This is a genomic window from Kitasatospora sp. NPDC056076, from assembly GCF_042266305.1.
Taxonomy (GTDB): domain Bacteria; phylum Actinomycetota; class Actinomycetes; order Streptomycetales; family Streptomycetaceae; genus Kitasatospora.
Window position 1 is genome coordinate 115,598 of record NZ_JBHJWG010000015.1, and the last position, 21,264, is coordinate 136,861.

17 protein-coding genes are annotated in these 21,264 nt (G+C 71.6%); 11 read left to right on the forward strand and 6 right to left on the reverse strand.

The window, feature by feature from the left end; all coding sequences use genetic code 11:
• Positions 1 to 13 precede the first annotated feature (13 nt).
• Positions 14 to 748 carry a maleylpyruvate isomerase family mycothiol-dependent enzyme gene (locus tag ACFC1T_RS15190; protein ID WP_375888350.1) on the reverse strand — a complete coding sequence of 245 codons (735 nt, stop codon included), beginning with the start codon at positions 746 to 748 and terminating at the stop codon, positions 14 to 16.
• 268 nt (positions 749 to 1,016) lie between these two features.
• Between ACFC1T_RS15190 and uvrA the strand changes: the two genes are divergently transcribed.
• The 11 genes from uvrA to ACFC1T_RS15245 all read left to right on the forward strand — a co-directional run bounded on the left by uvrA (position 1,017) and on the right by ACFC1T_RS15245 (position 14,079).
• Positions 1,017 to 4,022 carry an excinuclease ABC subunit UvrA gene (gene uvrA / locus ACFC1T_RS15195; RefSeq protein ID WP_375888353.1) on the forward strand — a complete coding sequence of 1,002 codons (3,006 nt, stop codon included), beginning with the start codon at positions 1,017 to 1,019 and terminating at the stop codon, positions 4,020 to 4,022.
• Positions 4,023 to 4,145: 123 nt separating this feature from the next.
• Positions 4,146 to 4,589 carry a Rieske (2Fe-2S) protein gene (locus tag ACFC1T_RS15200; RefSeq protein WP_375888356.1) on the forward strand — a complete coding sequence of 148 codons (444 nt, stop codon included), beginning with the start codon at positions 4,146 to 4,148 and terminating at the stop codon, positions 4,587 to 4,589.
• A 42-nt stretch (positions 4,590 to 4,631) separates the two neighbouring features.
• The gene (gene uvrC / locus ACFC1T_RS15205) at positions 4,632 to 6,689 is read left to right on the forward strand and encodes an excinuclease ABC subunit UvrC (protein WP_375888359.1); all 2,058 of its coding nucleotides are present in this window, start codon (positions 4,632 to 4,634) and stop codon (positions 6,687 to 6,689) included.
• 118 nt (positions 6,690 to 6,807) lie between these two features.
• Complete coding sequence (gene rapZ / locus ACFC1T_RS15210) at positions 6,808 to 7,692, forward strand: RNase adapter RapZ (protein WP_375888361.1); 885 nt, start codon at positions 6,808 to 6,810, stop codon at positions 7,690 to 7,692.
• Between the two features lie 64 nt (positions 7,693 to 7,756).
• A complete protein-coding gene (yvcK, locus tag ACFC1T_RS15215; protein ID WP_375888490.1) occupies positions 7,757 to 8,842 on the forward strand; it encodes a uridine diphosphate-N-acetylglucosamine-binding protein YvcK in 1,086 nt (361 codons plus the stop codon).
• Positions 8,833 to 9,813 carry a DNA-binding protein WhiA gene (gene whiA, locus ACFC1T_RS15220; protein WP_188308910.1) on the forward strand — a complete coding sequence of 327 codons (981 nt, stop codon included), beginning with the start codon at positions 8,833 to 8,835 and terminating at the stop codon, positions 9,811 to 9,813. Before yvcK ends, whiA begins: the two co-directional genes overlap by 10 nt.
• Positions 9,814 to 10,109: 296 nt before the next feature.
• Positions 10,110 to 11,114, forward strand: a complete 1,005-nt coding sequence (gap, locus tag ACFC1T_RS15225; protein WP_375888364.1) for a type I glyceraldehyde-3-phosphate dehydrogenase — start codon at positions 10,110 to 10,112, stop codon at positions 11,112 to 11,114.
• A gap of 152 nt (positions 11,115 to 11,266) precedes the next feature.
• Positions 11,267 to 12,469 (forward strand): phosphoglycerate kinase, encoded by a 1,203-nt coding sequence (locus ACFC1T_RS15230; protein ID WP_375888367.1) that lies wholly within the window; start codon positions 11,267 to 11,269, stop codon positions 12,467 to 12,469.
• Between the two features lie 7 nt (positions 12,470 to 12,476).
• A complete protein-coding gene (tpiA, locus tag ACFC1T_RS15235; protein WP_375888370.1) occupies positions 12,477 to 13,262 on the forward strand; it encodes a triose-phosphate isomerase in 786 nt (261 codons plus the stop codon).
• A gap of 87 nt (positions 13,263 to 13,349) precedes the next feature.
• Complete coding sequence (gene secG / locus ACFC1T_RS15240; RefSeq protein ID WP_375888373.1) at positions 13,350 to 13,586, forward strand: preprotein translocase subunit SecG; 237 nt, start codon at positions 13,350 to 13,352, stop codon at positions 13,584 to 13,586.
• A 205-nt stretch (positions 13,587 to 13,791) separates the two neighbouring features.
• On the forward strand, positions 13,792 to 14,079 hold the full coding sequence (locus ACFC1T_RS15245; protein WP_030308030.1) for an RNA polymerase-binding protein RbpA: 288 nt from the start codon (positions 13,792 to 13,794) through the stop codon (positions 14,077 to 14,079).
• A 117-nt stretch (positions 14,080 to 14,196) separates the two neighbouring features.
• On the opposite strand, the gene pgl is transcribed toward ACFC1T_RS15245, so the two are convergent.
• The 5 genes from pgl to tkt form a co-directional block, all read right to left on the reverse strand.
• Positions 14,197 to 14,985 (reverse strand): 6-phosphogluconolactonase, encoded by a 789-nt coding sequence (gene pgl / locus ACFC1T_RS15250; RefSeq protein WP_375888375.1) that lies wholly within the window; start codon positions 14,983 to 14,985, stop codon positions 14,197 to 14,199.
• On the reverse strand, positions 14,982 to 16,070 hold the full coding sequence (opcA, locus tag ACFC1T_RS15255; protein WP_375888378.1) for a glucose-6-phosphate dehydrogenase assembly protein OpcA: 1,089 nt from the start codon (positions 16,068 to 16,070) through the stop codon (positions 14,982 to 14,984). Before opcA ends, pgl begins: the two co-directional genes overlap by 4 nt.
• A complete protein-coding gene (zwf, locus tag ACFC1T_RS15260; protein ID WP_375888493.1) occupies positions 16,067 to 17,623 on the reverse strand; it encodes a glucose-6-phosphate dehydrogenase in 1,557 nt (518 codons plus the stop codon). The genes opcA and zwf overlap by 4 nt, the downstream gene beginning before the upstream one ends.
• A gap of 64 nt (positions 17,624 to 17,687) precedes the next feature.
• A complete protein-coding gene (gene tal, locus ACFC1T_RS15265; protein ID WP_375888380.1) occupies positions 17,688 to 18,830 on the reverse strand; it encodes a transaldolase in 1,143 nt (380 codons plus the stop codon).
• Positions 18,831 to 18,923: 93 nt separating this feature from the next.
• Complete coding sequence (tkt, locus tag ACFC1T_RS15270) at positions 18,924 to 21,023, reverse strand: transketolase (RefSeq protein WP_375888383.1); 2,100 nt, start codon at positions 21,021 to 21,023, stop codon at positions 18,924 to 18,926.
• Between the last annotated feature and the right edge of the window lie 241 nt (positions 21,024 to 21,264).

Sequence of the window (21,264 nt, forward strand, 5' to 3'; positions counted from 1 at the left end):
GGTGTGGGGCCTGCTAGCCCAGCGGGGGAAGCGGGGGGAGGGCGGTGTCGGGGGTGCGGGTCAGGTCGGTGCCGGCGGAGCGGCCGGAGAGCCAGGCGAGCAGGGCGCGGACGGGGCCGCGGACGGTGAGGGCGGTGCCGCCGGTGCCGATCAGGCCCTTGTCCCCGGTGTCCTCGGCGACCAGCTCGACGGCGGGCAGGTCGGCGCCGGCCAGCCTGGTGGCGAGCTTGCGGAACTCGGTGACGGCGAAGACCTCCGGCCAGTGGGCGGGGGTGTAGCCGCCGTCCAGGTCGACCAGGTGGTACTCCAGCTCGCCGAGGCGCTTCCAGACGAGGTCGCAGGCCGGGAAGACCGCGCCCGAGCGGTGGCGCACCTCGGCGGCCCAGTCCTCGGGGGTCATCAGCGCGACGGCCGCCAGGAAGTGCTCGTGGGACTCGCACAGGTCGGCGAGCTGGGCCTCCAGCGGGCGGGCGGCGCCCTCCTGGATGCCGTCCTCGCGGGCCTGCTCGCTCGCGTACTGGGGGATGTCGGTGCCGGTGCGGGCGCCGGTCAGCAGGTTGACCAGGGAGTCGGCGTTGCGGGAGACGTGGGCGAGTACGTGGCCGCGGGTCCAGCCGGGGAGCGCGGAGGGCTCGGCGAGGGCCTCGGGCGCCAGCCCGGCGACGGTCTCCAGCAGGGCCCGGGTGCCGTCCTCCACCAGGGCCAGGTGCTCGGCGGCGATCGCGGCTGCGGACTGCGGGTCGGTCATCGGATCTGCCTTCTGTACGGGGCGGTGCGTTGCCCGGAGGGGGCTTCGCTCGTTGACCAGCCGACGCTACCGCCCGGTTCCCGGTCCTGAGCAGGGGTTTTTCGGTCCGGGTACGGACGGTCCGGCGGGCGCTGTCACTCGTTCGGGTGGACTCCACTGGACGAAGTCGAGATTCGAACGTCTGAGCTATAGGCTGGCTGCCGCATCCTGGAAGAAGAACACCCCACACACCGCAAGCCCTCTCGTCCGGAGAAAGGCGCCAGAAGCAGTGGCCGACCGCCTCATCGTCCGCGGTGCTCGCGAGCACAACCTCAAGAACGTCTCGCTCGACCTGCCCCGCGACTCCCTCATCGTCTTCACGGGCCTCTCCGGCTCCGGCAAGTCCTCGCTCGCCTTCGACACGATCTTCGCCGAGGGCCAGCGCCGCTACGTCGAGTCGCTGTCCTCCTACGCCCGGCAGTTCCTCGGGCAGATGGACAAGCCCGACGTCGACTTCATCGAAGGCCTCTCCCCGGCCGTCTCGATCGACCAGAAGTCCACCAACCGCAACCCCCGTTCGACCGTCGGCACCATCACCGAGGTCTACGACTACCTGCGCCTGCTGTTCGCCCGGATCGGCAAGCCGCACTGCCCGCACTGCGGCCGCCCGATCGCCAAGCAGTCGCCGCAGGCGATCGTCGACAAGGTGCTGGAGCTCGCCGAGGGCACCCGGTTCCAGGTGCTCAGCCCGGTGGTGCGCGAGCGCAAGGGCGAGTTCGTCGACCTCTTCGCCGACCTCCAGTCCAAGGGCTACTCGCGCGCCCGGGTCGACGGCGAGACGGTCCAGCTCGCCGAGCCGCCGAAGCTCAAGAAGCAGGAGAAGCACACCGTCGAGGTGGTCGTCGACCGCCTGACCGTCAAGGAGAGCGCCAAGCGGCGGCTCACCGACTCGGTGGAGACGGCCCTGCGGCTGTCCGGCGGCATGGTCGTGCTCGACTTCGTCGACCTCCCCGAGGGCGACCCGGAGCGCGAGCGGATGTACTCCGAGCACCTCTACTGCCCGTACGACGACGTGTCGTTCGAGGAGCTGGAGCCGCGCTCGTTCTCCTTCAACTCGCCGTTCGGCGCCTGCCCGGACTGCTCGGGCCTGGGCAACCGGATGGAGGTCGACCCGGAGCTGGTCGTGCCGGACGTCGAGCGCTCGCTCGACGAGGGCGCGATCCACCCGTGGTCGGCCGGGCACGCCAAGGAGTACTTCCAGCGCCTGATCGACGCGCTGGCCGGGGAGCTCGGCTTCCGCACCGACATCCCCTGGGCCGGGCTGCCCGCCCGCGCCAAGAAGGCGCTGATGTACGGGCACAAGCACCAGGTGGAGGTGCGCTACCGCAACCGCTTCGGCCGCGAGCGCTCGTACAGCACCGGCTTCGAGGGCGCCGTCCCGTTCATCCAGCGCCGGCACACCGAGGCGGAGAGCGACAGCAGCCGCGAGCGCTTCGAGGGCTACATGCGCGAGGTGCCCTGCCCGACCTGCCAGGGCACCCGGCTCAAGCCGGTGGTGCTCGCGGTCACCGTCGAGGACAGGTCGATCGCCGACGTCTCCTCGATGTCGATCAGCGACTGCGCCGAGTTCCTGGGCGCGATGAGGCTCAACGACCGGGACAAGCAGATCGCCGAGCGGGTCCTCAAGGAGGTCAACGAGCGGCTGCGCTTCCTGGTCGACGTCGGCCTGGACTACCTCTCGCTGGACCGCGCGGCCGGCACCCTGTCCGGCGGCGAGGCCCAGCGCATCCGGCTGGCCACCCAGATCGGCTCCGGCCTGGTCGGCGTGCTGTACGTGCTGGACGAGCCGTCCATCGGCCTGCACCAGCGCGACAACCACCGGCTGATCGAGACGCTGGTGCGGCTGCGCGACATCGGCAACACCCTGATCGTGGTCGAGCACGACGAGGACACCATCAAGACCGCGGACTGGGTGGTGGACATCGGCCCGGGCGCCGGTGAGCACGGCGGCAAGGTGGTGCACTCCGGCGCGTTGAAGGGGCTGCTGGCCAACGAGGAGTCGCTGACCGGGCAGTACCTCTCCGGCAAGAGGTCCATCCCGATCCCGGCGGCCCGCCGCGAGCGGGACAAGAAGCGCCAGCTGACGGTGCACGGCGCCCGCGAGCACAACCTCAAGGACGTCACGGTCGGCTTCCCGCTCGGCACCTTCACGGCGATCACCGGGGTCTCCGGCTCCGGCAAGTCGACGCTGGTCAACGACATCCTCTACACCCACCTCGCCCGGGAGCTGAACGGCGCCCGCAGCGTGCCCGGCCGGCACACCCGGATCACCGGCACCGACCTGGTGGACAAGGTGGTGCACGTCGACCAGTCGCCGATCGGCCGCACCCCGCGCTCCAACCCGGCCACCTACACCGGGGTGTTCGACCACGTCCGCCGGCTCTTCGCGGAGACCCAGGAGGCCAAGGTCCGCGGCTACCTGCCCGGCCGGTTCTCCTTCAACGTCAAGGGCGGCCGCTGCGAGAACTGCACCGGCGACGGCACCATCAAGATCGAGATGAACTTCCTGCCGGACGTCTACGTCCCGTGCGAGGTGTGCCACGGCGCCCGGTACAACCGGGAGACGCTGGAGGTGCACTACAAGGGCAAGTCCATCGCCGAGGTGCTGGACATGCCGATCGAGGAGGGGCTGGCCTTCTTCGAGGCCGTCCCGGCGATCGCCCGCCACCTGCGGACGCTCAACGACGTCGGCCTCGGCTACGTCCGGCTCGGCCAGTCCGCGCCGACGCTCTCCGGTGGCGAGGCGCAGCGCGTCAAGCTCGCCTCCGAGCTGCAGAAGCGCTCCACCGGGCGGACGGTCTACGTGCTGGACGAGCCCACCACCGGCCTGCACTTCGAGGACATCAGCAAGCTGATCAAGGTGCTCAGCGGGCTGGTGGACAAGGGCAACACGGTGATCGTGATCGAGCACAACCTCGATGTGATCAAGACCGCCGACTGGGTCGTGGACATGGGCCCCGAGGGCGGTTCCGGCGGCGGCACGGTGGTCGCCGAGGGCACCCCGGAGCAGATCGCGGCCTTCCCGGAGAGCCACACCGGCAAGTTCCTGCGGGACATCCTGCCGGGCGACTTCGCCGACGCCCCGGTCCCGGCGCCCGCCAGGAAGGCGCCCGCGAAGAAGGCAGCCGCCAAGAAGGTGACCGCCGCGACGGCCGCCAAGGCCCCGGCGGCCAAGGCGGCCAAGGCGGCCGTCAAGAAGGCCCCGGGCAAGCGGGCCGCCGCGGCGAAGAAGTAGCTCCTGCCCGCCCTGCCGCTCCCGGACGTCCCGCCGCCCCCGGACATCCCGGGAGCGGCGGGGCGGGTGCGGCATAGACTTCCGTGGTCCCTCGCAGCAGCAGCACACCGTAGGAGCACACCGATGTCCGAGGCCCCCGAGACCAGCCCCGCCACCTCCCGGCGCACCCTGCTCTGCGGAGCCGCGGCCGTGCTGGCGGCCGGCGGCACCGTGGCGGTCACCGGCTGCGGCTCCTCCGCCGGCTCCTCGGACACCGGCGGCGCCGCCAAGGGCCCGGTGGACCTCGGCCCCGCCTCGGCCGTCCCGGAGGGCGGCGGCAAGGTCTTCCGCGAGCAGAAGATCGTCGTCACCCAGCCGACCGCCGGCCAGTACAAGGCGTTCAGCGCCAAGTGCACCCACGCCGGCTGCGTCGTGGACCAGGTCAAGAACCAGCAGATCCAGTGCCCCTGCCACGGCAGCCGGTTCGCCATCGCCGACGGCGCGGTGCAGGACGGCCCGGCCCCCAGCCCGCTGCCCTCCTACGCCGTCACGGTCGAGGGCGGGAACCTCAAGGTCACTCCGAGCTGAAGCAGTTGATCGACGTGCAGCCGAACTCGGTACGGTGGACCCATGGCTGACCCGAGCACCTACCGCCCGGCGCCGGGCGCGATCCCGACCTCCCCGGGCGTCTACAAGTTCCGTGACGCCCACGGCCGGGTCATCTACGTCGGCAAGGCCAAGAGCCTGCGGCCGCGGCTGTCGTCCTACTTCCAGGACCTCGCCGGCCTGCACCCGCGCACCGCGACCATGGTCACCACCGCCGCCTCGGTGGAGTGGACCGTGGTCGCCACCGAGGTCGAGGCGCTCCAGCTGGAGTACTCCTGGATCAAGGAGTTCGACCCCCGGTTCAACGTCAAGTACCGCGACGACAAGAGCTATCCGGAGCTCGCCGTCACCCTCAACGAGGAGTACCCGCGGGTCCAGGTGATGCGCGGGGCGCACAAGAAGGGCGTGCGCTACTTCGGCCCCTACGGGCACGCCTGGGCCATCCGCGAGACCGTCGACCTGCTGCTGCGCGTCTTCCCCGTCCGCACCTGCTCCAACGGCGTGTTCAAGCGCGCCCGGCAGGTCGGCCGCCCCTGCCTGCTCGGCTACATCGGCAAGTGCGCCGCGCCCTGCGTCGGCAAGGTCTCCGCGGACGAACACCGGGCGCTGGCCGAGGACTTCTGCGACTTCATGGCCGGGCGCACCGGCAACTACCTGCGCCGGCTGGAAGAGCAGATGCAGGAGGCCGCGGTCGAGATGGAGTACGAGAAGGCGGCCCGGCTGCGGGACGACATCGGCGCCCTCAAGCGCGCGATGGAGAAGAACGCCATCGTGCTCGCCGACGCCACCGACGCCGACCTGCTGGCCGTGGCCGAGGACGAACTGGAGGCCGCCGTCCAGATCTTCCACGTCCGCGGCGGCCGGGTGCGCGGCCAGCGCGGCTGGGTCACCGACAAGGTCGAGGACGTGGACACCGCCGGCCTGGTGGAGCACGCCCTCCAGCAGCTCTACGGCGGCGCCGGCCCGGACGAGCGCAACGAGTCCGTCCCGCGCGAGGTGCTCGTCCCCGCCCTGCCCGAACCGGCCGCCCCCGTCCGGGAATGGCTCAGCGGACTGCGCGGCAGCCAGGTCGACCTGCGGATCCCGCAGCGCGGCGACAAGAAGGACCTGATGGCCACCGTGCAGCGCAACGCCCAGCACGCGCTGGCCCTGCACAAGACCAAGCGCGCCTCCGACCTCACCACCCGCAGCCGCGCCCTCCAGGAGATCGCCGACGCACTGGAACTGGACTCCGTCCCGCTGCGGATCGAGTGCTACGACATCTCCCACCTCCAGGGCGAGGACGTGGTCGCCTCCATGGTCGTCTTCGAGGACGGCCTGGCCCGCAAGAGCGAGTACCGGCGCTTCCAGATCAAGGGCTTCGAGGGCCAGGACGACGTCCGCTCGATGCACGAGGTGATCAGCCGCCGCTTCCGCCGCTACCTCCAGGAGCGCGAGCAGACCGGCGAGTGGGCCGTCCCGGAGGAGCCCGACGAGGACCAGCCGGGCGACGGCCCGCGCACCGAGGACGGCCGCCCCAAGCGCTTCGCCTACCCGCCGCAGCTGCTGGTGGTCGACGGCGGGCAGCCCCAGGTCGCCGCCGCCCAGCGGGCGCTGGAGGAACTCGGCATCGACGACGTCGCGCTGTGCGGCCTCGCCAAGCGCCTGGAGGAGGTCTGGCTGCCCGGCGAGGACGACCCGGTCGTGCTGCCCCGCTCCAGCGAGGGCCTCTACCTGCTCCAGCGGGTCCGCGACGAGGCCCACCGCTTCGCGATCGGCTACCAGCGCGCCAAGCGTTCCAAGCGACTCACCGCCGGGGAACTGGACTCCGTCCCGGGCCTCGGCGAGACTCGCCGCCAGGCGCTGCTCAAGCACTTCGGCTCGCTGAAGAGGCTCCGGGCCGCCACCGTCGACGAACTCTGCGCGGTACCCGGCATCGGGCGCCGCACCGCGGAAACTGTTGCGGCGGCGTTGTCGTCCCGTACACCCGCCGCACCCGCGGTCAACACCGCGACCGGCGAGATCATCGAGGACGGGGCTGACGAGGCCGCCGAGCCGGTGGCCGCAGCACCCCAGACCGCACCATCCCAGGAGACGCCATGACGGCCGACGCCGCCCGTCTGTCGGCGCGCCCCGACCCCGCCGGACTGTCCGGGACGGGGAAGGGCGGCCGTGCCGTGCGCGTTCTCCCCAGCAGAAAGACCGAGAGCGGGGAACCGAAGTGACCGTGTCAGACGTGGCCGAGAACGCACCGGAGCTGGTGATCATCTCCGGCATGTCCGGAGCCGGCCGCTCCACCGCCGCGAAGTGCCTGGAGGACCTGGGCTGGTTCGTGGTGGACAACCTGCCGCCGGCCCTGATCCCGACCATGGTCGACCTGGGCGCCCGTTCCCAGGGCAACGTCGCCCGGATCGGCGTCGTCGTGGACGTCCGCGGCCGCCAGTTCTTCGACGACCTGCTGACCTCGCTGGACGAGCTGGAGAAGCGCGGCGTCCGGCTCCGGGTGGTCTTCCTGGACTCCTCCGACGACGCACTGGTCCGCCGCTTCGAGAGCGTGCGCCGCCCGCACCCGCTGCAGGCCGACGGCCGGATCGTGGACGGCATCGCCCAGGAGCGCGACCTGCTGCGCGACCTGCGCGGCGAGGCCGACCTGGTGATCGACACCTCCAACCTCAACGTGCACCAGCTGCGCGCCAAGCTGGACGCCCAGTTCGCCGACCACGACGAGCCCGAGCTGCGCGCCACCGTGATGTCCTTCGGCTTCAAGTACGGCCTGCCGGTCGACGCCGACCTGGTGGTGGACTGCCGCTTCCTGCCGAACCCGCACTGGGTGCCCGAGCTGCGGGCCCGTACCGGCACCGACTCGGACGTCGCCGACTACGTGTTCCAGCAGCCCGGTGCCAACGAGTTCCTGAACGGCTACGCCGAGCTGCTGCGTATCGTCACCGAGGGTTACCGCAGGGAGGGGAAGCGCTACATGACGCTTGCCGTAGGCTGCACCGGTGGCAAGCACCGTAGCGTCGCCATGTCCGAGCGTCTGACCAAGCGTCTCATCGCCGACGGAGTCGAGACGGTGCTCGTCCACCGTGACATGGGTCGGGAGTAACCGCCGCCTTCCCTGCCGGGCCGCCGGCGGAGCCGGTGGCGGGGCCGAGGAACGCGAGGTGATTGTGGCGGGATACGTGCCCGGGCGACAGCTGCAGAGCAGGACCGCGGAGCGGGCGGCCGGCCCGTCGCCGGGTCGGCCGCGGAGCAGTCCCGCCCGGGCCAATCCGGCCCCCCGGATCACGGCGCTCGGCGGCGGGCAGGGCCTGTCCGCGTCGCTGTCCGCGCTGCGCCGGCTCACCAGCGACCTCACGGCGGTGGTCACCGTCGCCGACGACGGCGGCTCCAGCGGGCGGCTGCGCGAGGAGCTGGGGGTGCTGCCGCCCGGCGACCTGCGCAAGGCGCTGGCCGCGCTGTGCGGGGACGACGACTGGGGCCGCACCTGGTCCGAGGTGATCCAGCAGCGCTTCACCGGCAACGGCGAGCTGGGCGGCCACGCCGTCGGCAACCTGCTGATCGTGGCGCTGTGGGAGAAGCTCGGCGACCCGGTCGCGGCGCTGGACTGGGTCGGCCGGCTGCTGAACGTCCAGGGCCGGGTGCTGCCGATGTCGGCGGTGCCGCTGGACATCGAGGCCACCGTGCGCGGCCATGACCCGGACCGCCCGGCCGAGCTCACCGCCGTCCGCGGCCAGGCCGACGTGGCCGTCACCCCCGGCACCGTGCAGTCGATCCGGCTGCTGCCGGACGGGCCGCCGGCCGTCCCGGAGGCCGTCACGGCGGTCCGGGAGGCGGACTGGGTGGTGCTCGGCCCCGGCTCCTGGTTCACCAGCGTGCTGCCGCACCTGCTGGTGCCCGAGCTGGCCAAGGCACTGGTGGAGACCCGCGCCCGCCGCCTGCTCACCCTGAACCTGGCCCCGCAGCCCGGGGAGACCGAGGGCTTCACCCCGCAGCGCCACCTGGAGGTCATCGCCGACCACGCTCCCGACCTCGCGGTGGATGCGATCCTGGTGGACGAGCGCGCCGTCACGGGCGGCGCCTTCGGCCAGGCGGACCTGGCCGGACTGGAAAAGGCCGCCGAGCGGATGGGTGCCGCACTGGTGCTCGGCACGGTGGCCCGCACCGACGGCACCCCGCGACACGACCCGGAGCTGTTGGCAGCCGCGTACGACCGGATTTTCCGGACACATGGAAGGATCGGGCCATGGCGATGACTCCAGCGGTGAAGGACGAGATCAGCCGGCTCCCGGTCACCCGGGCCTGCTGTCGCAAGGCTGAGGTGTCGGCGATCCTGCGGTTCGCGGGCGGGCTGCACATCGTGAGCGGCCGCATCGTGATCGAGGCGGAGCTGGACACCGGCGCGGCGGCGCGGCGGCTGCGCAAGGACCTGCTGGAGATCTTCGGGCACTCCTCCGACCTCGTGGTGATGGCGCCCGGCGGCCTGCGGCGCGGCAGCCGCTTCGTCGTCCGGGTGGTCAAGGACGGCGAGCTGCTCGCGCGCCAGACCGGGCTGGTGGACGGCCGCGGCCGGCCGATCCGGGGCCTGCCCCCGGCAGTCGTCTCCGGGGCCACCTGCGACGCCGAGGCCGCCTGGCGCGGGGCCTTCCTGGCGCACGGCTCGCTCACCGAGCCGGGCCGCTCCTCCTCGCTGGAGATCACCTGCCCCGGCTCCGAGGCGGCGCTGGCCCTGGTCGGCGCGGCCCGCCGGCTCGGCATCCCGGCCAAGGCCCGCGAGGTGCGCGGGGTGGACCGGGTGGTCATCCGCGACGGTGACGCGATCGGCGCGCTGCTGACCCGGCTGGGGGCGCACGAGTCGGTGCTCGCCTGGGAGGAGCGCCGGATGCGGCGCGAGGTCCGGGCCACCGCGAACCGGCTCGCCAACTTCGACGACGCCAACCTGCGCCGCTCGGCCCGCGCCGCGGTGGCGGCCGGCGCCCGGGTGCAGCGCGCGCTGGAGATCCTCGGCGAGGAGGTGCCCGAGCACCTGGCGGCGGCCGGCCAGCTGCGGATGCAGCACAAGCAGGCCTCGCTGGAGGAGCTGGGCGCGCTCGCCGACCCGCCGCTGACCAAGGACGCGGTGGCCGGCCGGATCCGCCGCCTGCTGGCGATGGCCGACAAGCGGGCGGCCGAGCTGGGCCTGCCGAGCACCGAGGCCAACCTGACCGACGAGATGGCGCTCAACTGATCGTTCGCGGGCGAGTAGCAGCGGCCGGTGTCCGGATTCCGGGCACCGGCCGTCGTCGTGTCCGGGGTCGGACGGGGGTCGGACGGGGATCCGAAATTGGTCAAGACCACTTGACCAGGACCAACGGCCCGGAGGGGCAAGGACGGAGGGCCCGGGAACGCGCCACGCCACGTCTTGCCAGGTGGCGCGATGTGCCCTCCCAGGGTCGGGAGAGGTAGGGTCGTAGGCGGTCGGGGACTTCCCAAATCTCATCCCCGTCGGCTCAGCGCCGGCGTACCTAACGAGGAGATCGGTTCGTGACGATCCGGGTAGGCATCAACGGCTTCGGCCGCATCGGCCGCAACTTCTTCCGCGCCGTCAAGGCCCAGGGCGCGGACATCGAGATCGTCGGTGTCAACGACCTCACCGACACGAAGACCCTGGCTCACCTGCTCAAGTACGACACCACCCTGGGCACCCTCCAGGCCGAGGTCTCGCACACCGAGGACAGCATCACCGTCGACGGCCACACCTTCAAGGTGACCGCCGAGCGTGACCCCGCCAACCTGCCGTGGGCCGCCCTGGGCGTCGACATCGTCGTCGAGTCCACCGGCATCTTCACCAAGGCCGAGGCTGCGAAGAAGCACCTCGCCGCCGGTGCGAAGAAGGTCATCATCTCGGCGCCCGCCACCGACGAGGACGTCACCATCGTCCTGGGTGTCAACGACGAGAAGTACGACGCCGCCAACCACCACATCATCTCCAACGCCTCCTGCACCACGAACTGCGTGGCGCCGATGGCGAAGGTGCTGAACGAGAGCTTCGGCATCGTCAAGGGTCTGATGACCACCGTCCACGCGTTCACCAACGACCAGGTGACCCTGGACTTCCCGCACAAGGACCTGCGCCGTGCTCGTGCGGCCTCGCAGAACATCATCCCGACCTCGACCGGTGCCGCCAAGGCGACCGCCCTGGTCCTGCCGGAGCTGAAGGGCAAGCTGGACGGCACCTCGCTGCGCGTCCCGGTCCCGACCGGTTCGATCACCGACCTGGTCGTCACCCTGGAGCGCGAGGTCACCAAGGAGGAGGTCAACGCGGCCTTCCAGAAGGCGGCGGAGGGTTCCCTCAAGGGCATCCTGGCCTACACCGAGGACCCGATCGTGTCGTCGGACATCGTCAACGACCCGGCCTCCTGCATCTTCGACTCGCAGCTCACCATGGTCCAGGGCAACCAGGTCAAGGTGCTCGGCTGGTACGACAACGAGTGGGGCTACTCGAACCGCGTCGTGGACCTGGTCACCCTCGTCGGTGGCCAGCTCTGACGCAGTGGGAGCTGACGTGATGTAGGGGCGAGGGCCCGGACGGCGACAACGTGCCGACCGGGCCCTCGTTCTGCGTACAAGGACTTCTCAGGCGGCCCCTGCGCCGTGCCGCCTCTGCGCATCAACCATCTCCCCAGGAGACAGAAGAACCCGTGAAGACCATCGAAGACCTGGACGTCGCCGGCAAGCGCGTCTTCGTGCGCGCCGACCTGAACGTCCCGCTGTCGGACGGCCGGATCACCGACGACGGCCGGATCCGCGCCGTGGCGCCGACCATCGCCAAGCTCGTCGAGCGCGGCGCCAGGGTCGTCGTCGCCTCCCACCTCGGCCGCCCCAAGGGTGAGCCGGACCCGCAGTTCTCGCTCGCCCCGGTCGCCGAGCGGCTCGGCGAGATCCTCGGCAAGCCGGTCGCCTTCGCCACCGACACCGTGGGCGAGTCCGCCACGGCCACCGTCGCCGCGCTGTCCGGCGGCGAGGTCGCGCTGCTGGAGAACCTGCGCTTCAACGCCGGTGAGACCAGCAAGGACGACGCCGAGCGCAAGGCCTTCGCCGAGCGGCTGGCCGCCCTGGCCGACCTGTACGTCGGCGACGGCTTCGGCGCCGTGCACCGCAAGCACGCCTCGGTGTACGACCTGCCGGCCCTGCTGCCGCACGCCGCCGGCGACCTGATCGCCACCGAGGTCGGCGTGCTCAAGAAGCTGACCGAGGACGTCAAGCGCCCGTACGTGGTGGTGCTCGGCGGCGCCAAGGTGTCCGACAAGCTCGGCGTGATCGACAACCTGCTGGAGAAGGCCGACCGGATCCTGATCGGCGGCGGCATGGCGTACACCTTCCTCAAGGCCCAGGGCCACGAGGTCGGCATCTCGCTGCTGCAGGCGGACCAGATCCCGGTCTGCCTGGAGTACCTGGCCCGGGCCGAGGCGCGCGGCGTCGAGTTCGTGCTGCCGGTGGACGTCCTGGTCTCGGCCGAGTTCCCGGACCTCAAGGGCAAGACCCCGGCGACCTACGACATCGTCTCCTCGGACGCCATCCCGGCCGACCAGGAGGGCCTGGACATCGGCCCGAAGACCCGCGAGCTGTACGCGGCGAAGCTGGCCGACGCGGGCACCGTGTTCTGGAACGGTCCGATGGGCGTCTTCGAGCACCCCGACTACGCGAACGGCACCAAGGCCGTCGCGCAGGGCCTGCTGGACAGCGACGCGTTCACCGTGGTCGGTGGCGGCGACTCCGCCGCGGCCGTCCGCATCCTGGGCTTCGACGAGAACGCCTTCGGACACATCTCGACCGGCGGTGGCGCGAGCCTCGAGTACCTGGAGGGCAAGACCCTTCCCGGTCTCGCCGCCCTGGAGGACTGAGAAACACATGACTGAGCGTCTCCCGCTGATGGCGGGCAACTGGAAGATGAACCTCAACCACCTCGAGGCCATCCAGCACACCCAGAAGCTGGCCTTCGCGCTGGCCGACAAGGACTACGAGGCCGTCGAGGTCGCCGTCCTGGTGCCGTTCACCGACCTGCGGTCGGTGCAGACCCTGGTCTTCGGCGACAAGCTGAAGATCAAGTACGGCTCGCAGGACATCTCGCGGCACGACGGCGGCGCCTACACCGGCGAGGTCTCCGGACCGATGCTGGCCAAGCTCCAGTGCACCTACGCGGTGATCGGCCACTCGGAGCGCCGCCAGTACCACGGCGAGAACGAGGAGATCGTCAACGCCAAGGTCAAGGCCGCCTACCGGGCCGGGGTCACCCCGATCCTGTGCATCGGCGAGCCGCTGGAGATCCGCAAGGCCGGCACCCACGTCGAGCACACCCTGGCCCAGCTGGACGGCGCCCTGGAGGGCGTCCCGGCGGACCAGGCCGAGTCGATCGTGGTCGCCTACGAGCCGGTCTGGGCGATCGGCACCGGCGAGGTGGCCACCCCGGAGGACGCGCAGGAGGTCTGCGCCGCGATCCGGGTCCGCCTGGCCGAGCTGTACAGCGCCGAGCTGGCCGACAAGGTCCGTGTGCTGTACGGCGGTTCGGTCAAGTCGTCGAGCGCGGCCGGCCTGATGGCCAAGCCCGACATCGACGGCGGCCTGATCGGCGGTGCCTCGCTGGACGCCGACGAGTTCGTCAAGATCGTGCGCTACCGTGAGCAGGCAGTAGGCTAACGCCGCCGCAGCAACGTAGGCTTTGGGGCCGGACCGCCGACAGCGGTCCGGCCCCGTCGCCGAAGATACGAGAGAGTTGGTCCGGTCGTGGTTCTCGGGTTCTCGATTGCCCTGATCATCTTCAGCCTGCTGATGATCCTGCTGGTGCTCCTGCACAAGGGGAAGGGCGGCGGCCTGTCGGACATGTTCGGTGGCGGTGCCATGTCCACCGGTGGCGGTTCGGCGGTGGCCGAGCGCAACCTGGACCGCATCACCATCGTGGTCGGCGTCGGCTGGTTCGCCTCCATCATGGCGCTGGGCCTGGTCCTGAAGTACAAGAGCTGACACAGCCCTGACGCCCCGTCGCCCGAGCGCCTATCCTGGGACGGTCGGGGGCGGAGGCGATGGTGGCGGAGGCTTAAGTCCTGCTTACACTAGGACGACTTTCGCCACCGACGCGCACCGCGGCGGGTCGGCGCACCAGCACGCAGGGAGTCAGACCGTGGCAAGTGGCAACGCCATCCGTGGGAGCAGGGTCGGGGCAGGCCCGATGGGGGAGGCGGAGCGCGGCGAGTCCGCTCCGCGCAACAGGATCTCCTTCTGGTGCGCCAACAAGCACGAGACGCGCCCCAGCTTCGCCGCCGAGGCCGTCATCCCGGACACCTGGGACTGCCCGCGCTGCGGCTTCCCGGCCGGGCAGGACGAGCACAACCCGCCGGCGCCCTCGCGCAACGAGCCGTACAAGACCCACCTCGCCTACGTCCGGGAGCGGCGCACCGACGCCGACGGCGAGGCGATCCTCGCCGAGGCGCTGGCCAAGCTGCGCGGCGAGATCTGAGGAGCTGACGACAAAGGGCGCCACCCGTCGAGTGACGGGGGCGCCCTTCGGCGTTCCTGCTGTTCCTGCTGTTTCCGGCGTTCCCCGCCGTCCCGGCCGCGGCGGCCGGGACGGCTGTTACGCGGAGGCCGGCGGGTACAGCTGCGGCGGGATCCGCTCGGCGGCGGCGCGGTCCAGCAGCCACAGGGTGCGGCTGCGGCCGTACGCGCCGGAGGCGGGCGCCTGGAGCTCGCCGGGGCCGGACAGGGCCAGCGCGACCGCGCCCGCCTTGTCCTCGCCGGCGGCCAGCAGCCAGACCTCGCGGGCCGCCCGGATCGCCGGGAGGGTGAGCGAGACCCGGGTCGGCGGGGGCTTGGGGGCCCCGCGCACGCCGATCACGGTCAGCTCGGTCTCCCGCACGCCCGGGTGCTCCGGGAAGAGCGAGGCGACGTGGGTGTCCGGGCCGACGCCGAGCAGCAGCACGTCGAAGGCCGGGACGCCGAGCCGGTCGCCCGGTCCGGCGGCCTTGGCCAGCTCCTCCGCGTAGCGGGCGGCGGCCGCCTCCACGTCCGAGCCGTCCACCCCGTCCGAGGCGGGCATCTCGTGCACCCGCGCCGGGTCGAGCGGGACGGCGTCCAGCAGCTCGGCGCGGGCCTGGACGGCGTTGCGGTCCGGGTCGGCGGCGGGGACGAAGCGCTCGTCGCCCCACCACAGGTCCAGCCGGCCCCAGTCGACCGCGTCGCGCGCCGGGGAGGCGGCGATCGCGGCCAGCAGGGCGTTGCCGTTGCGGCCGCCGGTGAGCACCACCGAGGCGGTGCCGCGGGCGGCCTGGGCGTCCACGATCCGGGTGATCAGTCGGGCCGCGGCCGCCTGGGCCATCAGCTCCTTGTCCCGGTGGACGACCAGCTGCGGGGTCGCGGCCGTCATGCGCTGCCCTTGGCGGCGCGCTTGCCCGCGGCCTTCTTCGCGGCGGGCTTGTCCGCGTCGGCGGTCACCCGGGCCGGGTCGGCCACCGCGGCGTCGGCGGCCGCGGCCGCCGCGTCGGCGACGGGCTCGGCCGCGGCCACCGGGGCGGTCTGCTCCGAGGGCTCGCGCAGCCGCTCGACGGACGTGCGCACGGCCGACGAGTAGATGTCGTCCGGGTCCAGCCGGCGCAGCTCCTCGGCGATCAGCTCCGAGGTCTCGCGCCGCTTGAGCGCCACCTGGCGGTCCGGCGAACCGGGCATGGAGAGCGTGCCCATCAGGCCGTCCGGACGGTCCAGGGTGATGTCCCCGTCCTTGGTGCGCAGGTGCACCGCGGTGATGCCGGGGCCGCCGGTGACGACCCGCTCGACCGGCACGTTCAGCCGGTTGAGCAGCCACAGGCCGAGCAGCTCGACGCTGGGGTTGTAGGACTCGCCCTCGACCACCACCGAGCTGACGGCGGCCGGCCGCTGGTCCAGCGCGGCGGCCAGCATCGAGCGCCAGCCGGTGATCCGGGTCCAGGCCAGGTCGGTGTCGCCCGGGGTGTAGCTCTGGGCCCGCTGGGCGAGCTGGCCGACCGGGGACTCGGCGGTGACGGCGTCGGTGATCCGGCGCTGGGCGAGCGCGCCCAGCGGGTCCTGCGCCGGGTGCTGCGGCGCGTTGTCCGGCCACCAGACCACGGTCGGGGCGTCCGGCAGCAGCAGCGGCAGGACCACCGACTGGGCGTGCGAGGCGAGTTCGCCGTGCATGCGCAGGATGACCGTTTCTCCGGAGCCGGCGTCCGAGCCGACCAGGATCTCGGCGTCCAGCCGGGTCTCGGCGCGGGCCCGGGGCGAGCGGCCGGCGCGCTTGATCACCGCGAGGGTGCGCATCGGGTGCTCGCGGGAGGCCTCGTTGGCGGCCTTGAGGGCGTCGTAGGCGCTGCCCTCGTCGGTCACGATGACCAGGGTGAGCACCATGCCGGCGGCGGTGGAGCCGCTGGTCCGGCGCGCCTCCATCAGCGCGGCGTTGATCTTGCTGGACGTCGTGTTGGTGAGGTCGATCTTCATGGCCGCCGCCAGCTCCTGCCGTCTCGTGCGAGCATCTCGTCCGCCTCGGTGGGGCCCCAGGTGCCCGCCGCGTACTGGGCGGGCTTGCCGTGGGCGTCCCAGTACTTCTCGATCGGGTCGAGGATCTGCCAGGAGAGCTCGACCTCCTGGTGGCGCGGGAACAGGTTGGCGTCGCCGAGCAGCACGTCGAGGATGAGCCGCTCGTACGCCTCCGGGCTGGACTCGGTGAAGGACTCGCCGTAGGCGAAGTCCATCGTGACGTCCCGGACCTCGAAGGAGGTGCCCGGCACCTTGGAGCCGAACCGCACCGTCACGCCCTCGTCCGGCTGGACCCGGATGACCAGGGCGTTCTGCCCCAGCTCCTCGGTCGCGTAGGAGTCGAACGGCAGGTACGGGGCGCGCTGGAAGACCACCGCGATCTCGGTGACCCGGCGGCCCAGCCGCTTGCCGGTGCGCAGGTAGAACGGGACGCCCGCCCAGCGGCGGTTGTTGATCTCCAGCTTGATGGCCGCGTAGGTGTCGGTCTTGGAGTCCGGGTTGATGCCGTCCTCGTCCAGGTAGCCGACCACCTCCTCGCCGCCCTGCCAGCCGGCCGCGTACTGGCCGCGCACGGTGTGCCGGCCGAGGTCGGCCGGGAGCTTGACGGCGCTGAGCACCTTGAGCTTCTCGGCCACCAGCGCCTTCGGGTGGAAGGACGCCGGCTCCTCGATGGCGGTGAGCGCCATCAGCTGGAGCAGGTGGTTCTGGATGACGTCACGGGCGGAGCCGATGCCGTCGTAGTAGCCGGCCCGGCCGCCGATGCCGATGTCCTCGGCCATGGTGATCTGCACGTGGTCGACGTACGACCGGTTCCAGATCGGCTCGAACATCTGGTTGGCGAAGCGCAGCGCCAGGATGTTCTGGACCGTCTCCTTGCCCAGGTAGTGGTCGATCCGGAAGACCTCGTCGCGCGGGAAGACCTCGTGGACGACCTTGTTGAGCTCCTGGGCGCTCTCCAGGTCGTGGCCGAAGGGCTTCTCGATGACGGCGCGGCGCCAGGAGCCCTGCGGCGGGTCGGCCAGGCCGTGCTTCTTGAGCTGCTGGACGACCGTGGGGAAGAACTTCGGCGGGACGGACAGGTAGAAGGCGAAGTTGCCGCCGGTGCCCTGGGCCTTGTCCAGCTCCTCGATGGTCTCGCGGAGCTTGTCGAAGGCCTCGTCGTCGTCGAAGGTGCCCTGGACGAAGCGCATGCCCTTGGCGAGCTGCTGCCAGACCTCCTCCCGGAACTGGGTCCGGGCGTGCTCCTTGACCGCGTCGTGGACCTCCTTGGCGAAGTCCTCGTCCTCCCACTCGCGGCGGGCGAAGCCCACCAGGGAGAAGCCCGGCGGCAGCAGACCCCGGTTGGCCAGGTCGTAGATGGCCGGCATCAGCTTCTTGCGGGACAGGTCGCCGGTGACCCCGAAGATGACCAGGCCGGACGGCCCCGCGATGCGCGGGAGCCGCCGGTCGGAGGGGTCACGAAGCGGGTTGACGGGGGCGGCCGGGAGGTCGTCCGCGTCCGATTCCGACGTCAACTCGGGGAAATCAGTGCTCACTTGGTGTGCTCCGCTTTCGTGCGCTGGCTGTGTGAGCGGGGGTTCACTTCTCGTTGGCGAACGCGGCCAGCGAGGCGGTGACGGTGTCGAGCAGCTCCTGCCAGGACTGCTCGAACTTCTGCACGCCCTCGTCCTCCAGCACCTGGACGACGTCGTCGTAGTCCACGCCGGCGGCCGCGATGGCGTCCAGGACGGCCTTGGCGTCGGCGTAGTTGGGGACGATGGTGTTGCCGGTGACCACGCCGTGGTCGCCGGTGGCGTCCAGGGTGGCCTCGGGCATGGTGTTGACGGTGCCCGGGGCGACCAGCTCGGTGACGTACAGGGTGTCCGGCAGGGCCGGGTCCTTGACGCCGGTCGAGGCCCACAGCGGGCGCTGCGGCTTGGCGCCGGCGTCCTCCAGGGACTTCCAGCGGGCGCTGCCGGCGGTCCTGCCGTCGACCGAGCCGAAGACCTCCTCGTACGCCTGGTAGGCGAGGCGGGCGTTGGCCAGCGCGGCCTTGGAGCGCAGGTCCTTGGCGTCGCCGCCGATCTTGTCCAGGCGCTTGTCGATCTCGGTGTCCACGCGGGAGACGAAGAAGGAGGCCACCGACTCGATCTGGGAGAGGTCCAGGCCCTTGGCCTTGGCGGCCTCCAGGCCGGTCAGGTAGGCGTCGATGACGGCCTTGTAGCGCTCCAGCGAGAAGATCAGCGTGACGTTGACGCTGATGCCCAGGCCGATGACCGCGGCGATGGCCGGCAGGCCGGCCTGGGTGGCGGGGATCTTGATCAGGACGTTCGGGCGGTCGACCAGCCACCACAGCTGCTTGGCCTCGGCCACGGTCGGGGCGGTCTCGTGCGCCAGCCGCGGGTCGACCTCGATGGAGACCCGGCCGTCACGGCCGTTGGAGGCGTCGTAGACCGGGCGCAGCACGTCCGCGGCGTCGCGCACGTCCGAGGTGGTGATCATGCGGATCGCCTCGTCGGTGGTGACCCCGCGGACGGCGAGGTCGCGCAGCTGGCCGTCGTAGGAGCTGTCGCCGCTGCCGGCGATGGCCTTCTGGAAGATGGTCGGGTTGGTGGTGACACCCACCACGTGCTTGTTCTGCACCAGCTCGGCCAGGTTGCCGGAGTTCAGCCGCGCGCGGCTGAGGTCGTCCAGCCAGATCGCAACGCCTTCGTCGCTGAGGCGCTTCAGTGCGTCAGTCATGGTGCTTCAGTCCTTCGTCTTCTTCTGCTTCGTGGGGTAGTCAGAGGGGCCGGGCCGTCGACGTGCGGGTCTCGGGCCCGGCCGCGGGAACTGCTAGCGGTTGACGGCTTCGAGGGAGCGCAGGGCGTTGTGCGCCTCGGCGACGACGCGCTCGGAGGTCAGGCCGAACTCCTCGAACAGCACCTGGTAGTCGGCGGAGGCACCGAAGTGCTCCAGCGAGACGATCCGGCCGTGGTCGCCGACCAGCTCGCGCCAGCCCTGGGCGATGCCGGCCTCGACCGAGACGCGGGCCTTGACCGACGGCGGCAGCACGCTGTCGCGGTAGGCCTGGTCCTGCTCCTGGAACCACTCGAAGGACGGGACCGAGACCACGCGGGTCGCGATGCCCTCGGCCTCCAGGACCTCGCGGGCCTTGACGGCCAGCTGGACCTCGGAGCCGGTGCCCAGCAGGATCACCTGCGGGTCGCCGTTGCCGGCCTCGGCCAGCACGTAGGCGCCCTTGGCGGTGCCCTCGGCGGAGGCGAAGACCTCGCGGTCGAAGGTCGGGACGTTCTGGCGGGTGAGCGCGAGGCCGACCGGGCCGGGGTGGCTGGTCTGGCGCTCGATCACGGTGCGCCAGGCGACGGCCGTCTCGTTGGCGTCGGCCGGGCGGACCATGGCCAGGCCCGGGATGGCGCGCAGCGAGGCCATGTGCTCCACCGGCTGGTGGGTCGGGCCGTCCTCGCCGAGGCCGATCGAGTCGTGCGTCCAGACGTAGGTGACCGGCAGCTTCATCAGCGCGGCCAGGCGCACGGCCGGGCGCATGTAGTCGGCGAAGACCAGGAAGGTGCCGCCGTACACGCGGGTCTTGCCGTGCAGGGCGATGCCGTTCATGGTCGAGCCCATGGCGTGCTCGCGGATGCCGAAGTGGATCGTCCGGCCGTACGGGCTCGCCGACTTCAGCGGGTTGCCCTCGGGGAGGAAGGAGCTGTCCTCGTCGATGGTGGTGAGGTTGGACTCCGCGAGGTCGGCCGAGCCGCCCCACAGCTCCGGGATCACCGCGCCGAGCGCCTTGAGGGTCTCGCCGGAGGCCTTGCGGGTGGCGACGTCCTTGCCGGCCGGGAAGGAGGGGACGGCCTTCTTCCAGCCCTCGGGCAGCTCGCCGGCCTGGATGCGGTCGAACTCGGCGGCCCGGTGGGCGTTCGCGGCGCGCCAGGCGTCGAAGCCCTGCTGCCACTGGTCGCGGGCGGCCTTGCCCCGCTTGATGACCTGACGGGCGTGCTCGATGACCTGGTCGCTGACCTCGAAGGTCTTCTCCGGGTCGAAGCCCAGGACCTTCTTGGTGGCGGCGATCTCGGCGGCACCGAGCGCGGAGCCGTGCGCCTTGGCGGTGTTCTGGGCGTCCGGGGCCGGCCAGGCGATGATCGTGCGCATCGCGATCAGCGACGGGCGGGAGGTCTCGGCCTTGGCGGCGGCCAGCGCACCGGCGAGGGCCTCGACGTCGATGTCGCCGTTGGCCTTCGGGGTGACCCGCTGGACGTCCCAGCCGTACGCCTCGTAACGCTTGAGGACGTCCTCGGAGAAGGCGGTCTCGGTGTCGCCCTCGATCGAGATGTGGTTGTCGTCGTACAGGGCGACCAGGTTGCCCAGCTTCTGGTGGCCGGCCAGCGAGGAGGCCTCGGCCGAGATGCCCTCCTCCAGGTCGCCGTCGGAGACGATGGCCCAGACGGTGTGGTCGAAGGGGGACTCGCCGGCCGCCGCCTCCGGGTCGAACAGGCCGCGCTCGTAACGGGCGGCCATCGCCATGCCGACCGCGTTGGCGATGCCCTGGCCGAGCGGTCCGGTGGTGGTCTCCACGCCCGCGGTGTGGCCGTGCTCCGGGTGGCCCGGGGTGCGGCTGCCGGCCACGCGGAAGGCCTTGAGGTCGTCCAGCTCCAGGCCGTAGCCCGAGAAGTACAGCTGGGTGTAGAGCGTCAGGCTGGTGTGCCCGGGGGAGAGGACGAAGCGGTCGCGGCCGACCCAGGCCGGGTCGGTCGGGTCGTGGCGCAGGAAGCGCTGGAAGATCAGGTAGGCCGCGGGGGCCAGCGACATGGCCGTCCCGGGGTGCCCGTTACCGACCTTCTGGACAGCGTCCATCGCCAGGACCCGCGCCGTGTCAACCGTGCGCTCGTCCAGGTCGCTCCACTCGAATGCGTTCTTCGGCGCAGTGCTCACCCTGTCTCAGGGCTCCTTCCATTGTGAAGAGTGACCCCGTGAATGGGGACCGGGTCGGCCACGGCGCTGTGGTCCCGACTGTGGATGGTGCCGGTCACGGAGGGTAGATCCCGCTTCTGCGTGCGAGCCTACCGTCCGGGCCGGGGCTCACCCTCCGTGCCGGGACAACCGGGATTTCCGCATGGTGATTCCCACTAGGGCGTTCTGATCCCTTTCGTCCCAGGCTCTCCCGATTCGGCTG

What these genes read in the sequence shown, in the direction of transcription:
- ACFC1T_RS15190 (WP_375888350.1), bottom strand. Translation starts at nt 748, where the DNA reads ATGACCGACCCGCAGTCCGCAGCCGCGATCGCCGCCGAGCACCTGGCC.
- ACFC1T_RS15200 (WP_375888356.1), top strand. Translation starts at nt 4,146, where the DNA reads ATGTCCGAGGCCCCCGAGACCAGCCCCGCCACCTCCCGGCGCACCCTG.
- uvrC (WP_375888359.1), top strand. Translation starts at nt 4,632, where the DNA reads ATGGCTGACCCGAGCACCTACCGCCCGGCGCCGGGCGCGATCCCGACC.
- whiA (WP_188308910.1), top strand. Translation starts at nt 8,833, where the DNA reads ATGGCGATGACTCCAGCGGTGAAGGACGAGATCAGCCGGCTCCCGGTC.
- tpiA (WP_375888370.1), top strand. Translation starts at nt 12,477, where the DNA reads ATGACTGAGCGTCTCCCGCTGATGGCGGGCAACTGGAAGATGAACCTC.
- ACFC1T_RS15245 (WP_030308030.1), top strand. Translation starts at nt 13,792, where the DNA reads ATGGGGGAGGCGGAGCGCGGCGAGTCCGCTCCGCGCAACAGGATCTCC.
- pgl (WP_375888375.1), bottom strand. Translation starts at nt 14,985, where the DNA reads ATGACGGCCGCGACCCCGCAGCTGGTCGTCCACCGGGACAAGGAGCTG.
- opcA (WP_375888378.1), bottom strand. Translation starts at nt 16,070, where the DNA reads ATGAAGATCGACCTCACCAACACGACGTCCAGCAAGATCAACGCCGCG.
- tal (WP_375888380.1), bottom strand. Translation starts at nt 18,830, where the DNA reads ATGACTGACGCACTGAAGCGCCTCAGCGACGAAGGCGTTGCGATCTGG.